This window comes from Pseudomonas sp. JV241A, from assembly GCF_900275665.1.
GTDB lineage: Bacteria > Pseudomonadota > Gammaproteobacteria > Pseudomonadales > Pseudomonadaceae > Aquipseudomonas > Aquipseudomonas wadenswilerensis.
In genome coordinates, this window is record NZ_OPYO01000012.1 from 110264 (window position 1) to 124583 (window position 14320).

The window sequence follows — 14320 nt, forward strand, 5'->3', positions numbered from 1 at the left end:
CAGAAAAACTCCTGTGCAACCCTCAGGCGACTTCGCAGAGGGCGGTGGGATCGATCGACAAGGATACCCGCTGGCCATCCGGGTGCAGGTCGGCGGACGAGCGGTTGAGCACATCGACCAGCAATTCTACCCCGCGCGCTTCGACCCGGTAGCGGATCACGTTGCCGAGCAGGCTGTGACTGCGTACCAGCCCCTCGAGTTCGCCGTTGAGGCTCAGGACGATGGCTTCCGGGCGGATTGCCAGGCGGCTGCCAATCGGCCGCTGCAGCAGGCGGCTGGCGCTGTCGGCATCGAGCAGGTTGTAGTTGCCGATGAAGCCGGCGGCAAATACGTCCACCGGCGCGGTATAGAGGGTTTCGGCATCGCCGCTCTGAACGATGCGGCCCTGGTTCATGAGGAAGATGCGGTCAGACAGGGTCAGCGCTTCTTCCTGGTCATGGGTGACGAAGATGGTGGTCAGGCCCAGCTCGCGTTGGATGGCACGGATCTGCTCGCGCAGGTGTTTGCGAATACGCGCGTCCAGCGCCGACAGCGGCTCGTCGAGCAGCAGCAGGCGCGGGCGGGTGACCAGCGAGCGGGCCAGGGCCACGCGCTGGCACTGGCCGCCGGACAGCTGGTGCGGGTAGCGGCGGGCAAAATCCTGCAGCTCGACCAGTTGCAGCACCTCGCGTACCCGCGCCTGGCTATCGTCGCTGTTGACCTTCTGCATGCGCAGGCCAAACGCGACGTTCTGCTCGACGGTCATGTTGGGGAACAGCGCGTAGCTCTGGAACACCATGCCGATCCCGCGCTTTTGCGGGCTTAGCGGCACCAGGTCGTTGCCATCGAGCAAGATCCGCCCGCTGTCCACGGCGGTCAGCCCGGCGATGCAGCGCAACAGGGTGGATTTGCCGCAACCGGAAGGGCCGAGCAGGGTGACGAATTCGCCGCGTTCGATCTGGCAGTTGATGTCGTTGAACACCGGGCTGCCGGCATAGCTTTTTTGCAGGTTCTGTACGCTGACGAAGCTCATATCAGGACTTGTCCTTGTTCAGGCGGTTGGCTGCCCAGGTCAGCACCAGCACGAAGAGGAAATAGGAAACCACCAGGGCACTGTTGAAGTGGCCGCTGCTGTTGCGCATGTTGTTGAGGTACACCTGCAGGGTCTCGTAGCGGGTGCCGACCAGCAGGTTGGCGAACACGAACTCACCGAACAGGAACGAGAACGACAGCAGCAAGGCCACCATCAGGCCCTTGCGCAGGTTCGGCAACACCACCAGGAAGGCGGCCTGGAAGGTGCTGGCACCGAGCAGCTGGGCGGCGTCCATCAGGTCGCGCAGGTTGATCGCCTGCAGGTTGTTGGTGATCGCCCGGTACATGAACGGCAGGGCCACGGTGAAGTAGCAGCCGATCAGGATCCACGGCGTGCCGACCATGGCCATCGGCCCCGAGCCGTAGAGTTGCAGCAGGCCCACCGACGACACCACCGGCGGCACCGCGAAGGGCAGCAGGATGAGGATGTTCATCAGCGCATCGAGCCGGGGGAAGTGGTAATGCACCACGAACAACAGCGGCAGGATCAGCAGCACCGACAGCAGCAGGGCGCCGACACAGACCAGCAGCGACTGGCCGAAGGCGGCGAGAAAGCGCGGGTCGCTCCACAGCGCCAGGTACCACTTGAAGGTCAGGCCGCTGGGCAACAGGCTGGCCGACCAACTGGTGGCCAGCGAGTAGAGCAGGGTGCCGGCCAGCGGCAGCAGCAGAATGATGAACAGCAGGTAGACCACCAGGCGGTGGTACAACGTGGCAGAGCCCGGTTCAGCGCGCGACATGGTAGCTCCGCTTCAACAGCCATTGATGGACGAAAGTCACCAGGGTCATCAGCCCGACCAGGATGACCGCCAGGGCGCTGGCCAGGTTCGGGTCCAGCGAGATGTCGCCGGCCACCAGCGCGGCGATGCGGATCGGCAGTACGTTGAAGTTGCCGGTGGTCAGCGCATAGACCGTGGCGTAGGCGCCCAGGGCGTTGGCCAGGAGGATCACGAAGGTGCCCAGCAGCGCCGGGGTGAGCACCGGCAGGCCGATGTGCCGCCAGTATTGCCAGGCGCCGGCGCCAAGCAGCTCGGCCGATTCGCGCCAGTCCTCGCGCAGGGCGTCGAAGGCCGGGTAGAGCAACAGCACGCCGAGGGGGATCTGGAAATAGGTGTAGAGGATGATCAGCCCGGTCTTGGAATAGAGGTTGAAGTCTTCGATGATCCCGGCCTGTTTCAGCAGCATCGTCAACGCGCCGTTGAAGCCGAGCAGGATGATGAAGGCAAAGGCCAGCGGCACCCCGGAGAAGTTGCTGGTCATGTTGGCGAAGGCGTTGACGAAATCGCGCAGGCGCGAGTCGACCCGGCGCAAGGAATAGCTGCCGAGGATGGCGATGAGGATGCCGAACAGGCTTGACCAGAAGCTGATTTCCAGGCTGTGCTGGATCGCTTGGCGATAGAACTTCGAGCTGAAAATCTTGCTGAAATTATCCAGGCTCCAGGTCGATTCCACCTGCACGCTGTGGAGCATTACCCAGGCCAGCGGGGCGATCTGGAAGATGATGAAAAACACTGCGAAAGGTACCAGGCAGAGCAGGGCCAGCCATTTGCCGCGCGTGATCGAATTCACTTGAGCAGCTCCCGGCACACCGGTTTGTCGTGGGGCACGCCGAGCAATTCGCAGAGGGTGCCGCACAGTTCGGTCTGCAGCGGTTTGGCTGCCGGGTCGAGGCTGAACGCCTCGCCAAAGACAAACAGTGGTACTTCGCGTTCTTCGGCCAACAGGCCGTTGTGCGAGCGGTCGTTGTTCATGCCGTGGTCGGCGGTGACCAGCACTTGATAGCCCTCTTCGAGCCAGGTGCGCAGGTAGTCGGCCAGAAGGATGTCGGCGCTGCGCGCGCTGTTGCGGTACTGGCTGCTGTCCAGGCCGTGACGGTGGCCGGCATCGTCGATGTTCATCGGGTGCACCAGAAGAAAGTTCGGTGCATGACGGCGGCGCAGGTATTCGGCGTCGGCGAACAGGTGCGAGTCGGGGTAGTGGTCGGCGTAATAGAACAGTCCGTGCTGGATCGGCAGCTTGGGCGCGTGGGTGTGGCGGTCGCGCAGCGGGTCGAAGGGCGAGCGGTTGTACAGCTCGCTCATCCAGTGATAGGCCGCCGCTGCCGTGCCCAGGCCGGCTTCGCGGGCGTAGTGGAATACGCTGCGCTGGTTGGACAGGCGGTTGACGTTGTTGTGGACGATGCCGCTGTCGATCGGCGCGACACCGGTGAGGATGCATTCGTACAGCGGCCGCGACAACGACGGCAGCTCGCATTCGACCCGGTACAGCGCGGCGCGGTCGGCTTCGACATAAGCATGCAGATGGCCCATGGCGTGGTGCGCGACCTGATGGTTGAGGCCATCGAGCAGGACCAGGATGACGTTGTAGTTCATAGGGACTCCGCAATTGTGGCTGACCTCATCGCTGGCAAGCCAGCTCCCACAGACCTTGTGGGAGCTGGCTTGCCAGCGATTGGGGGTAGCAGGTATTGCCTGACACCCCCTTGAAGGTTCACTCCATCTCGATGATCACTTGCTCCTGCCACTTCTGCGGCAGGGCCTTGGAGGTCGCTTCCCACGCCGCCGCATCCTTGATCGGTTGCACGGCGCGGTACTGCTCGTTAGGCAGCAGCTTGGCCTGAACCTCGGCCGGCAACTTCAGGTGCTCGGCACGGATCGGCCGGGCGTGACCTTCGGCCAGGTTGATCTGCCCGGCATCGCTGAAGATGTACTCGCGGGTCAGTTTGGCGGCGTTGGGGTTTTTCGCGTACTTGTTGATGATCGTGGTGTAACCGGAGATCACCGAACCGTCAGACGGGATCAGCACCTCGAAGCGTTTCGGGTCGATCTGCTGGCGGTAGCTCAGGCCGTTGAAGTCCCAGACCACACCGACTTCGATCTCGCCCTTCTCCAGGGTCTGGATGGTCGGGTTGGCCAGCGACAGGCGCTTCTGCTGGGCCAGCTTGGTGAACAGCTGCAGGCCCGGTTCGATGTTCTTCTCGTCACCTTTGTAGGCAATGGCTGCGGCCAGTACGCCGTTGGCGGCCTGGGCGGCGGTGCCGACGTCACCGATGGCGACCTTGTACTTGCCTTTTTCCAGGTCATGCCAGGTTTTCGGCATGTCTTGTTCCTTCACCAGTTGCTTGTTGATGATGAAGGCGATGGTGCCGGTATAGGCCAGGGCCCAGTGGCCATCCTGGTCCTTGGCCCAGCCCGGGATCTGATCCCAGGTGCTCGGCTTGTACGGCTGGGTCACGCCCTTGGCCACGGCGATCGGGCCGAAGGCGGCGCCGACGTCACCGATGTCGGCACTGGCGTTGTCTTTTTCGGCATCGAACTTGGCCACTTCCTGGGCCGAGCTCATGTCGGTGTCCATGTGCTTGAGGCCGTATTTTTTCGCCAGGTCTTCCCAGGTGCCTTTCCAGTTGGCCCAGGCATCGGGCATGCCCACGCTGTTGACCGCGCCTTCCTTGCGAGCGGCGTCCTCGAGGGCCTTGAGGTCGGTGTCGGCGGCCATGGCCGTGGTGCACAGAGCGATGCTCGAGCCTAACAGTGACGCCAGAAAAAACTGTTTCATCCGAAGCTCCTTGATGGGTGCCTTGCAAAACGCTAATGGTGTTGTTGGACGTTGTTGCGGTTCGGTTGGTCTAGGTCAGCAATACCTGAGCCAAGGTAGGCCTGTTGCATGACAATTTGATGTCCAGGCGTGCTGCCAGCCAGGGCTCGCGCCCCTGAAAATCAAGCGTAGACCACCCTGGCTGTCATCTGGCATTCATCTGGAGTGCCTAGGCTTGCACTATTCTCATAGCCCTGAAGGCGCCAAATGTGGGCGCTGCCGGTGCTGGACTAGTCCAGATAGGTAACCTTTGATGCAGCCACTGCCGCCACGCGCAGTAACAGCCATCTGTCATGCCCTGCAGGAGCAGATCGAGCATGGCCTCCTGTCGCCCGGCTGCAAGCTGCCGGCCGAACGCAAGCTCAGCGAGGTGTTCGACACCACGCGCATTACTCTGCGTGAGGCGCTGGTGCAACTGGAGGCGCGCGGGCTGATTTACCGCGAGGAGCGGCGCGGCTGGTTTGTCGCGCCCGCACGGCTGACCTACGATCTGAACGAGCGCAGTCACTTCCATGCCATGGTCCGTGAGCAAGGGCGCGAGGCGCGCACCGAACTATTGTCGGCGCGCCTGCAGCCAGCGGCGGCAACGGTGTGCGCGCGGCTGCAACTGGCGCCGTTGTCGAGTGTGATCCAGGTCTGCCGGCTACGCCGGATTGACGGGCGCGCGGTGCTGTATGCCGAGCACTACCTGAACCCTGAATACTTTCCGAGCATTCTCGAGCATGACCTGAGCCAGTCGCTGACCGAGCTCTATGCCCGCCATTACGCCATCGAGTATGGCCGGGTGCGTTTCGAGATCCTGCCGACCGCCTTGCCGGTGGCGGCGGCGCTGGCGCTCAAGGTGTCGGCGGGCAGCCCCGGCCTGCACATCACCCGGGTCAACAGCGACCAGCACGGGCGGCTGATCGACTGTGACCTGGAGTATTGGCGCCATGATGCGATCCGCATCAAGGCCGAAGCCGGTTAGGCCTTGGTGGGCGTTTCGCTGAACGGCGTGCTGGCATCGGCGGTGATCACCTGCACGCTCAGGCGCGGGGTGGCCAGGTCCAGGCCGGCTTCATCGAGCTGACGCTTGAGCGCCAGGTTGAAGGCCCGCGACACTTCCCACTGTTTGATCGGCGCGGTCTTGAAACGCGCGCGCAGGATCGCCGAGCCCGACTCGAAGCTTTCCACGCCTTGCAGTTCAAGCGGCGACCAGATGTTGCGGCGCATCAGCGGGTCGTTGCGCATCTTCTGGCCGACATCGCGGATCAGGGTGATCGCCTGGTCGATGTTCATGCTATGCGGGATGGCCACGCGGAAGATCGCGTAGCCGAACTCGCGCGAGTAGTTCTTGATGCTCTTGATCTCGCTGAACGGGATGGTGTGGACGATGCCGTCGATATCGCGCAGGCGCACGGTACGGATGGTCAGGCCTTCGACCGTGCCCAGGTGGCCGCCGACATCGACGTAGTCGTCGATGGCCAGGGAGTCTTCGATGATGATGAACAGCCCGGTGATCAGGTCGGCGACCAGCGATTGCGCGCCAAAACCGATGGCCAGGCCGATGACACCGGCACCGGCCAGCAGCGGGGTGACGTTCATGCCCATGTTGGCCAGGGCGACGATCACCGCAATGATGAAGATCGCCACGAACAGCACGTTGCGGATCAGCGGCATCATGGTTTGCGCGCGAGCATTGGCCAGGCCCTTGCGCGAGCGGGTCAGGGCGTGGTGCACGGCGGTGTCGGCGAGAATCCACACCAGCCAGGCGGCGATCAGGGTGCCGGCCAGGCCGAACAGGCGCACCGCCACTTCATGGCCTTCGCCTTCGGCAAATCCGATCAGCGAAAAGCCCCAGACGCGCAGGCCGAGTTCGATGAACACCAGCCAGATGGCCAGGTGCACCAGGGTGTAGGTAAAGCTCTTCAAGCGTTCCGAGTACACCGCCTGACGACGGTTGGCCCGCTGCGGCTTGAGCCCGTGGCGGCGCACTAGGCCGTTGATGACCATGCACAAAATCAGCAGCACCGTGCACATCAGTGACTGGCGCAGGGCGGTGCTGGTGTCGCCGGCGGAGATGAAGGTGGCGATCAGCGAGATCGCCACCAGCACCAGCGCCGGCAGGTACCAGAAGGTCCCGAGGATTTCGATGGTGTCGCTCAACGCCCGGCGGGTCAGGCGCCGTGACAGCGGCTGGTTGCGGATCAGGTGGGCGATGGGCCGGCGAAAGCGCAGGATGAACAACCCGGTAGACAGCCCGGCAAGGATATTGGCCAGGGTTGCCAGGGTGTGCGACAGGTGATCGCCCAGGGCGCTGGCCATGCGCGGGTCGTTCATGGCCTCGCCGAAGGCGGCGAAGCTGCCGATCAGCCACAGCGGGCGAAAGGCCTGGTGGCGGAGAATGTGCAGGGCGCGATGGCGGTGCGGGCCGTCGAGCAAAGAGAAGGCGATGACGCAGATCGCCGAGAAGCAGGTACCCACCACCAGCGCGTAGGCCAGGACCATGGCCATCGACTTGCCCAGTGACGAGGGCAGGGCGAAGCTCAGGTACACGGTGATCACCAGCGCCACCAGCCAGGGCCCGAGCTTGCGCAGGGCGAAGCGCACCAGGTCCCAGGTCCGTGGATGTTGTGGCAGTTCTTCGGTGAGGCCGAAGCGCAGGCGGACCTGGTGGCCGACCCAGTTCAGGGCGTAGGCCAGCAGACTCCACAGGGCAATGATCGCGGCAAAGCCGAAGAGGATCGGCGGCCACTCGTGCCAGGGCACCAGGCGGGCGTCGAGCTCGATCTGCGCCAGCTCCAGTTCGCGGGTCCAGCGGTTGAACGGGCTGGCCTCGCCGCTGAACTGTTTTTCCAGCTCGTTGAAGGTGCTGCCGATCAGGCCCAGCACGCCTTGTTCGGCACTGGGTTGCGCCTGCTTGGTGCTGTCGCGCAGCTTTTTCAGATCGGCCAGCAGCTTGGCCCGTTGCTGGTCGTTCTCCAGGCTCTTGATCACTTCGTCCAGTGACTGGCCCAGGGGTTCTGTGGCTTCGGGCTGGGCCTTGCTGCCGCCACCGAGCAGGCCCGGCAGGCCGGCGGCGTGCGCTGGCGCAACCAAGAACAAGGGCAGAAGCAGGAGAATAACGCGGAAAAAGACAGGCACCGGACAATCAACCTCAAAACGATCAATCGCCCGAGTGTAGTGTATTTGTCAGTTGAGTTTCTCGAGGATCTTCCAGCACATGATGCCGATCATGCCCAGGGTACCGACCCACATCATCAGTACACCGATATTGCGATCGCGCATGTTGAAGCCCACGGTCAGCAGGATCAGGCCGGCGATGACCGGAAGGAACAGAGAGGCAAAGGCTGACATGCGGCAAGGTCCTTACTTGAGAGTTATGGCTCAAGCATAGCGGGATTCGCCGGGGGGAGGGTTGATCGGGGTCAGGCTGGCGGGCCTCATCGCTGGCAAGCCAGCTCCCACAGGTTCGGCATGTGGGAGCTGGCTTGCCAGCGATGCAGGCGCCGCGCAGTTACGGCAGGTCGCGGCTGCGATAGAACGCCGTCAGCACCTTGACCAGGTGCGCCAGGTCATGGCTGCCGCACAGCTCGCGGATCGAGTGCATGGCGAAGGTCGGCAGGCCGATATCGACGGTGCGCACGCCCAGGTGGCTGGCGGTGATCGGGCCGATGGTCGAGCCGCAGCCCATGTCGCTGCGCACCACGAAGCTCTGCACCGGCACTTCCTCGGCCATGCACAGGTGGCGGAAGAAGCCGGCGGTTTCGCTGTTGGTGGCGTAGCGCTGGTTGTTGTTGACCTTGATCACCGGGCCGGCATTGAGCTTGGGGCCGTGATTGCCGTCGTGCTTGTCGGCGTAGTTGGGGTGCACGCCGTGGGCATTGTCGGCCGAGACCAGCAGTGAGCGCTGGATCGCGCGGACAAAGTCGTCGCCATCGGGCAGCAGGCGGCGCAGGGTCTGTTCGAGCATCGGGCCGTCGGCGCCACAGGCCGAGCAAGAGCCCACCTCTTCGTGGTCGTTGCACACCAGCACGCAGGTTTCATCGCTGTCGGCAGTGAGCAGTGCCTGCAGGCCGGCATAACAGGACAGCAGATTGTCCAGGCGGGCGCCGGCAATGAACTCGCCGTGCAGGCCGATCAGAGCGGCGCTCTGGGTATCGTAGAAACTCAGTTCGTAGTCCAGCACCACATCGGCGTTCAGGCCGTGCTCACGGGCCAGTTGGTCGGTAAGCAGGGCGCGGAAATCGACGCGCTCGTCACCGGCGACCTGGGCCAGGATCGGCGGCAGTTCGGTCTGCGGGTTGATCGCCCAGCCTTCGTTGGCGGTGCGGTTGAGGTGGATCGCCAGGTTCGGGATCACCGCGATCGGCAGCTTGAAATCGACCAGCTGGCTTTCGACTTTGCCGTCACGGCGGAAGGTTACCCGCCCGGCCAGCGACAGGTCACGGTCGAACCACGGTGCGAGCAGGGCGCCGCCGTAGACTTCCACGCCCAGTTGCCAGAAGCCCTGGCGTTGCAGCTCGGGCTGTGGCTTGACCCGCAGGCACGGGCTGTCGGTGTGGGCGCCGACCAGGCGGATACCGTCGAGCAGCGGCGAGTGACGGCCGAGCTTGAAGGCGATGATCGAGGAATCGTTGCGGGTCAGGTAGTAGCGACCGCCGGCCACGGTGGCCCAGCTGTCGCGCTCGTCCAGGCGCTGGTAACCGGCGGCATCGAGGCGCTGGGCCAGGGCGGCGGTGGCATGGAACGGCGTAGGGGAGGCCTTGAGGAAGTCGATCAGGCCTTGATTCAGTGCATCGCGCATAGGTCACTCCAGACAGCAGTGGCGGCATTTTAGCGGGTGAGCTGCAAGCTGCAAGAGGCGGCGCAACTCGATGCAGGGTGACTGCTTGAAGCTTGAAGCTTGAAGCTTGCCGCTGGCGCCGTCAGAACGGCGCCGGACACTCGAAGCGCAGCCGCTCCCCGGAAACCGGATGGGTAAAGCTCAGCATGCTCGCATGCAGGCACAGCCGCTCATGGGCCGCCAGCGCCTCGGGATAGGCATACAGGCGATCGCCGAGCAGCGGGTGACCGATCGACAGCATGTGCACGCGCAACTGGTGCGAGCGCCCGGTGATCGGCGTCAGCTCAACCCGGCAATGATCGCCACAACGCTCGACGATGCGCCAGAAGGTCAGGGCATGCTTGCCTTGCTCATGGTCGACCACGTGCCGCGGCTTGGTCGGCGGGTCGTAGCGCAGCGGCAGGTCGATGCTGCCGCTGTCCAGCGCCGGCTGGCCCCAGCACAAGGCGGTGTAGGCCTTCTCGGTTTCGCGGTCGTGAAACTGGCGGGACAGTTCGCGGTGACTGTCGGCGTCGCGGGCCAGGAGGATGATCCCCGAGGTTTCCCAGTCCAGGCGGTGGACGATCAGGGCATCGGGGTAGCCGTTTTCCTGCAGGCGGGTGATCAGGCAATCCTTGTTGTCTTCGGCCCGGCCCGGCACGGACAGCAGCAGGGTCGGCTTGTTGACCACCAGGATGGCGTCATCTTCATGCAGGATGTGAACGTTGGACAGCGGCATTGCGTGTTCCAAAATAGTTGTGGGAGCGGGCTTGCCCCGCGATGCGATATGACTGACAGATCGCTATCGCGGGGCAAGCCCGCTCCCACAGGGTGCCGGAAAACGCTATCAGCGATCGGGCAGGGTGATGTTGAGTTCCAGGATCGAGCAGCTGCCCTGGTTTTCCAGAGCGACCTGCACATCATCGGAGCCGATGTTGACGTACTTGCGGATCACTTCCACCAGTTCCTTCTGCAGGGCTGGCAGGTAGTCCGGAGTACTGCGCTGACCGCGCTCGTGCGCCACGATGATCTGTAGACGCTCTTTCGCGACCGAGGCGGTGCTTACTTTTTTGCTGGCACGAAAGAAGTCAAAAAGGTTCATTGGTTAGTTGCCTCCAAACAGGCGCTCGAAGAATCCCTTCTTCTTCACATCAAGGAACCGATGTTCCACGTTTTTGCCCAGCAGGCGGTCAACGGTATCGCTATAGGCCTGGCCAGCATCGCTCTGGTCGTCAAGAATCACCGGTACACCCTGGTTGGATGCCTTGAGCACCGCCTGGGATTCCGGAATAACACCCAGCAGGGCCACCGAGAGGATTTCCTTGACGTCTTCGACGCCGAGCATTTCGCCCTGGCTGACGCGCTCCGGGTGGTAGCGGGTGATCAGCAGGTGCTCCTTGATCGGGTCTTCGTTGCGTTCGGCGCGGCGCGATTTGCTCGCCAGCAGGCCCAGCATACGGTCCGAGTCACGTACCGAGGAGACTTCCGGGTTGGTCACGACGATCGCTTCGTCCGCGAAGTACATGGCCAGGTGGGCGCCTTTCTCGATACCGGCCGGCGAGTCGCAGACCACGTATTCGAAGTCCTCTTTGAGCTGCATCAGGACTTTTTCCACGCCTTCCTGGGTCAGCGCGTCCTTGTCGCGGGTCTGGCTGGCGGCCAGCACGTAGAGGTTCTCAAGGCGCTTGTCCTTGATCAGCGCTTGCTGCAGGTTGGCTTCGCCGTTGACCACGTTGACGAAGTCGTACACCACGCGGCGTTCGCAGCCCATGATCAGGTCGAGGTTACGCAGGCCGACGTCGAAGTCGACGATGACAGTCTTGTGGCCGCGCAGTGCGAGGCCGGTACCAATAGCGGCGCTGGTGGTGGTCTTACCCACACCACCCTTGCCGGATGTAACCACGAGAATCTTGGCCAAGGTGTTTCACCCCTAAAGAAAAGGACGTCGAGTCCCTAAAAATACAAAAAACGGCAACATCGAAAAAAGTTGCGCAGAAAATGGCGGCAAGTATCCGTTAAAGACGGGTGATGTTCAACACGTCACCGGACAGGCTGACCTGCACCCCGGCCCCCCACAGCGGATCGCGGCGCAAGTCCTCGGAGACCTTGTATTGCCCGGCGATCGAGACCATCTCGGCGGTCAACTGCTGGCAGAAGATCCGCGCGCGGGTGTTGCCCTTGATCCCGGCCAGTGCCCGTCCTCGCATTGCACCGTACACATGGATGTTGCCATCGGCGAGAAGTTCCGCCCCCGGGCTGACCGACGACACCACGACCAGGTCGCCGCCCTGGGCGTAGATCTGCTGGCCACCACGTACTGGCGTGGTGATGATCTTGGTCGGGCGGATGGACGGTTCAGGCGGGGGCGGCGGTGCTGGCGCAGGCTCGGGCTTCTTCACTTCCGGCTCTGGCTCCAGCGGCCGCTCACGGGCGCCGGACGGTGGCAGCACCGGCAGGTCGATGGCGATCGCTGCGGCGATGTCTTCGATACGGCTGGCGCGGATGGCCAGGGTGCGCAGGCCGTGATGGCGGCAGACGCGCATCAGCCCGGGCAGGTCGACCGCGCCTTCGCCGGCCGGGAGCTTGTCCAGGGCCAGCACCAGCGGGGTGTTACTGAAGAAATTCGGTGCCTGGGCCACCTTGGCCGCCAACTGCCGGTCGAGGCCTTCGAGGTTGTTCCGGGCAAGCTCGAGCACGGTAATGGCGAGCATGCTGCCCTTGAGCTGGAACACGGGGTCTTGGTCTGGCGTTTGGGATTGGCTCATGGTCTGCATTAGGGCGGCTTGTTACGAAAAAGTGCCCAGACTTATAACGAGAACACCGGTTGGCCGCAACCCGTGCCGAACCGTTGTAGAATGCCCGGCCCTTGTCTTTCCGGAATCTTTAATGGATCGCCCGCGTTTTCGTCGTTACTTTCTGCACCCGCGCTTCTGGCTGCTGTGGCTGGGACTGGGCCTGCTGTGGCTGATCGTGCAGCTGCCGTACCGGGCATTGCTGGTGATCGGCCGTGCCCTGGGGGCGCTGATGTACCGGGTGGCCGGCGAGCGCCGCTACATTGCGGCGCGCAACCTGGAACTGTGTTTCCCCGAACTACCGTCCGTCGAACGGCAGCGTCTGCTCAAGGAAAATTTCGCTTCCACCGGCATCGCCTTCTTCGAAATGGCCATGAGCTGGTGGTGGCCAAAGGCCCGCTTGGCGCGCCTGGCGCACATCGAAGGGCTGGAACACCTGCAGGCTGCCCAGCGTGATGGCCAGGGTGCCATTCTCATGGCCCTGCACTTCACCACCCTGGAGATCGGCGCCGCACTGCTGGGCCAGGAACATACCATCGACGGCATGTACCGCGAGCACGGCAACCCGGTGTTCGATTTCATCCAGCGTCGGGGCCGCGAGCGGCACAACCTCGATTCGCTGGCGGTGGAGCGTGAGGACGTGCGCGGCATGCTCAAGCTGCTGCGCGCCGGACGCGCCATCTGGTACGCACCCGACCAGGACTACGGTGCCAAGCAGAGCCTGTTCGTGCCGCTGTTCGGTATCGAGGCGGCGACCGTTACCGCCACCACCAAGTTTGCCCGGCTGGGCAGGGCGCGGGTGATTCCCTTCACCCAGCAGCGCCTGGCCGACGGCAGCGGTTACCGGCTGGTGATTCATCCGCCGCTTGCGGACTTCCCCGGCGAGACCGAAGAGGCCGATTGCCTGCGCATCAATCAGTGGATTGAAGCTGCGCTGCGCGAGTGTCCGGAGCAGTACTTGTGGGCGCACCGGCGCTTCAAGTCGCGGCCCCCGGGGGCGCCCAAGCTCTACGAAAAACGGCGTTGAGGCTATCGCTGGCAAGCCAGCTCCCACAGGGTCGAGCCAGCCCTGAACCTGTGGGAGCCGGCCTTGCCGGCGATAGGGGCGACACAATTGGCGGGAGGAACCCATGGCAGCAAAACCGATCACCGGCTTGATCCTCTCCGGCGGTGGCGCCCGCGCTGCCTACCAGGTCGGTGTGCTGGCCGGCATCGCCGACCTGCTGCCGCCGGGCGCGGCCAATCCCTTCCCGGTGATCGTCGGCACCTCGGCGGGCGCCATCAATGCCGTGACCCTGGCCAGCGGCGCCTTGCACTTTGCCGACGCAATCCGCCGCCTGACCAGCTTCTGGCAGGGCTTTCGCAGCCATCAGGTGCTGCGCAGCGACTGGCCTGGGGTAATCCGCCAGGCCAGCCGCTTCGTCGGCCATAGCCTGCTCGGCCTCGGCGCACCGGTGCCGGTGGCGCTGCTCGACAGCTCACCCTTGCGCAAGCTGCTCAGCGAACACCTGGACATGAACGGCATCGGCCACGCCATCGAGCAACAGCACTTGCGTGCCGTGGCGGTGACGGCCTTCGGTTACGAATCCGGCCAGGCGGTGACCTTCTACCAGGGCAGAGGCGCCATCGACCCCTGGCTGCGCCACCGGCGTATCGGCCTGCCGACCCGCCTGCGCGTCGAGCACCTGCTGGCAAGTTCGGCGATCCCGTTGCTGTTCGCGCCGGTCAAGCTCGGTGAGGAGTTCTTCGGTGACGGTGCGGTGCGCCAGTCGGCGCCGATCAGCCCGGCGCTGCATCTAGGGGCCAGTCGGGTGCTGGTGGTCGGGGTCAGCGGCAACCCGCAGCGGCCCAATGAAGGCGAGATGCGCCAGCGCATCTTCAGCGGTCAGCAACCGAGCCTGGCGCAGATCGGCGGGCACATGCTCAACAGCACCTTCATTGACAGCCTGGAAGACGATATCGAACTGCTGCAGCGGCTCAATCATCTCAGCCACTTGATGCCCGAGCACCTGGAACGCCGGCGCCTGGGCCTGGCGCCGGTCGTTCCAGGTGCTCGGGC

15 protein-coding genes are annotated in these 14320 nt (G+C 63.9%); 3 read left to right on the forward strand and 12 right to left on the reverse strand.

Going from position 1 to position 14320, the window contains the following annotated elements; genetic code table 11:
• Nucleotides 1-22 precede the first annotated feature (22 nt).
• From JV241A_RS06545 to JV241A_RS06565, 5 genes are all read right to left on the reverse strand, one after another.
• Entirely contained in the window at nucleotides 23-1012 is a 990-nt protein-coding gene (locus JV241A_RS06545) for an ABC transporter ATP-binding protein (RefSeq protein ID WP_115085785.1), read from the reverse strand.
• A 1-nt stretch (nucleotide 1013) separates the two neighbouring features.
• Nucleotides 1014-1811, reverse strand: a complete 798-nt coding sequence (locus JV241A_RS06550; protein ID WP_115085786.1) for an ABC transporter permease — start codon at nucleotides 1809-1811, stop codon at nucleotides 1014-1016.
• Nucleotides 1798-2640 (reverse strand): ABC transporter permease subunit, encoded by an 843-nt coding sequence (locus JV241A_RS06555; protein ID WP_134061645.1) that lies wholly within the window; start codon nucleotides 2638-2640, stop codon nucleotides 1798-1800. The genes JV241A_RS06550 and JV241A_RS06555 overlap by 14 nt, the downstream gene beginning before the upstream one ends.
• Nucleotides 2637-3443, reverse strand: a complete 807-nt coding sequence (locus tag JV241A_RS06560; protein ID WP_115085788.1) for an alkaline phosphatase family protein — start codon at nucleotides 3441-3443, stop codon at nucleotides 2637-2639. Before JV241A_RS06560 ends, JV241A_RS06555 begins: the two co-directional genes overlap by 4 nt.
• A 118-nt stretch (nucleotides 3444-3561) precedes the next feature.
• A complete protein-coding gene (locus JV241A_RS06565) occupies nucleotides 3562-4626 on the reverse strand; it encodes an ABC transporter substrate-binding protein (protein ID WP_115085789.1) in 1065 nt (354 codons plus the stop codon).
• 292 nt (nucleotides 4627-4918) lie between these two features.
• Here JV241A_RS06565 and phnR point away from each other — a divergent pair, with 292 nt between their 5' ends.
• A complete protein-coding gene (gene phnR / locus JV241A_RS06570) occupies nucleotides 4919-5632 on the forward strand; it encodes a phosphonate utilization transcriptional regulator PhnR (RefSeq protein WP_115085790.1) in 714 nt (237 codons plus the stop codon).
• Here phnR and JV241A_RS06575 read toward each other — a convergent pair.
• From JV241A_RS06575 to minC, 7 genes are all read right to left on the reverse strand, one after another.
• Nucleotides 5629-7788, reverse strand: coding sequence for a mechanosensitive ion channel domain-containing protein (locus JV241A_RS06575; protein WP_115085791.1), 2160 nt, complete (start codon nucleotides 7786-7788; stop codon nucleotides 5629-5631). The two genes, phnR and JV241A_RS06575, sit on opposite strands and share 4 nt — an antisense overlap.
• A gap of 48 nt (nucleotides 7789-7836) precedes the next feature.
• Nucleotides 7837-8001 (reverse strand): hypothetical protein, encoded by a 165-nt coding sequence (locus JV241A_RS27420; RefSeq protein ID WP_166675657.1) that lies wholly within the window; start codon nucleotides 7999-8001, stop codon nucleotides 7837-7839.
• A gap of 160 nt (nucleotides 8002-8161) precedes the next feature.
• Entirely contained in the window at nucleotides 8162-9451 is a 1290-nt protein-coding gene (locus JV241A_RS06580; protein WP_115085792.1) for a M18 family aminopeptidase, read from the reverse strand.
• Nucleotides 9452-9572: 121 nt separating this feature from the next.
• Nucleotides 9573-10208: an RluA family pseudouridine synthase gene (locus JV241A_RS06585; RefSeq protein WP_115085793.1), complete on the reverse strand. Its 636-nt coding sequence runs from the start codon at nucleotides 10206-10208 to the stop codon at nucleotides 9573-9575.
• A 108-nt stretch (nucleotides 10209-10316) separates the two neighbouring features.
• Nucleotides 10317-10571 (reverse strand): cell division topological specificity factor MinE, encoded by a 255-nt coding sequence (gene minE / locus JV241A_RS06590; RefSeq protein WP_010224188.1) that lies wholly within the window; start codon nucleotides 10569-10571, stop codon nucleotides 10317-10319.
• Between the two features lie 3 nt (nucleotides 10572-10574).
• Nucleotides 10575-11387, reverse strand: coding sequence for a septum site-determining protein MinD (minD, locus tag JV241A_RS06595; protein WP_045195453.1), 813 nt, complete (start codon nucleotides 11385-11387; stop codon nucleotides 10575-10577).
• A gap of 97 nt (nucleotides 11388-11484) precedes the next feature.
• Nucleotides 11485-12243 (reverse strand): septum site-determining protein MinC, encoded by a 759-nt coding sequence (gene minC, locus JV241A_RS06600; RefSeq protein ID WP_115085794.1) that lies wholly within the window; start codon nucleotides 12241-12243, stop codon nucleotides 11485-11487.
• Between the two features lie 112 nt (nucleotides 12244-12355).
• Here minC and JV241A_RS06605 point away from each other — a divergent pair, with 112 nt between their 5' ends.
• The gene (locus JV241A_RS06605; protein ID WP_115085795.1) at nucleotides 12356-13288 is read left to right on the forward strand and encodes a lipid A biosynthesis lauroyl acyltransferase; all 933 of its coding nucleotides are present in this window, start codon (nucleotides 12356-12358) and stop codon (nucleotides 13286-13288) included.
• Between the two features lie 103 nt (nucleotides 13289-13391).
• Nucleotides 13392-14320: patatin-like phospholipase family protein (locus JV241A_RS06610; RefSeq protein WP_134061647.1), on the forward strand; the 929-nt coding region annotated here is incomplete at its 3' end.

Bases quoted from the DNA above. Each gene is read 5' to 3' on its own strand.
- JV241A_RS06545 (WP_115085785.1), bottom strand. From the start codon at position 1,012: ATGAGCTTCGTCAGCGTACAGAACCTGCAAAAAAGCTATGCCGGCAGC.
- JV241A_RS06550 (WP_115085786.1), bottom strand. From the start codon at position 1,811: ATGTCGCGCGCTGAACCGGGCTCTGCCACGTTGTACCACCGCCTGGTG.
- JV241A_RS06560 (WP_115085788.1), bottom strand. From the start codon at position 3,443: ATGAACTACAACGTCATCCTGGTCCTGCTCGATGGCCTCAACCATCAG.
- JV241A_RS06565 (WP_115085789.1), bottom strand. From the start codon at position 4,626: ATGAAACAGTTTTTTCTGGCGTCACTGTTAGGCTCGAGCATCGCTCTG.
- phnR (WP_115085790.1), top strand. From the start codon at position 4,919: ATGCAGCCACTGCCGCCACGCGCAGTAACAGCCATCTGTCATGCCCTG.
- JV241A_RS27420 (WP_166675657.1), bottom strand. From the start codon at position 8,001: ATGTCAGCCTTTGCCTCTCTGTTCCTTCCGGTCATCGCCGGCCTGATC.
- JV241A_RS06580 (WP_115085792.1), bottom strand. From the start codon at position 9,451: ATGCGCGATGCACTGAATCAAGGCCTGATCGACTTCCTCAAGGCCTCC.
- JV241A_RS06585 (WP_115085793.1), bottom strand. From the start codon at position 10,208: ATGCCGCTGTCCAACGTTCACATCCTGCATGAAGATGACGCCATCCTG.
- minE (WP_010224188.1), bottom strand. From the start codon at position 10,571: ATGAACCTTTTTGACTTCTTTCGTGCCAGCAAAAAAGTAAGCACCGCC.
- minC (WP_115085794.1), bottom strand. From the start codon at position 12,243: ATGCAGACCATGAGCCAATCCCAAACGCCAGACCAAGACCCCGTGTTC.
- JV241A_RS06605 (WP_115085795.1), top strand. From the start codon at position 12,356: ATGGATCGCCCGCGTTTTCGTCGTTACTTTCTGCACCCGCGCTTCTGG.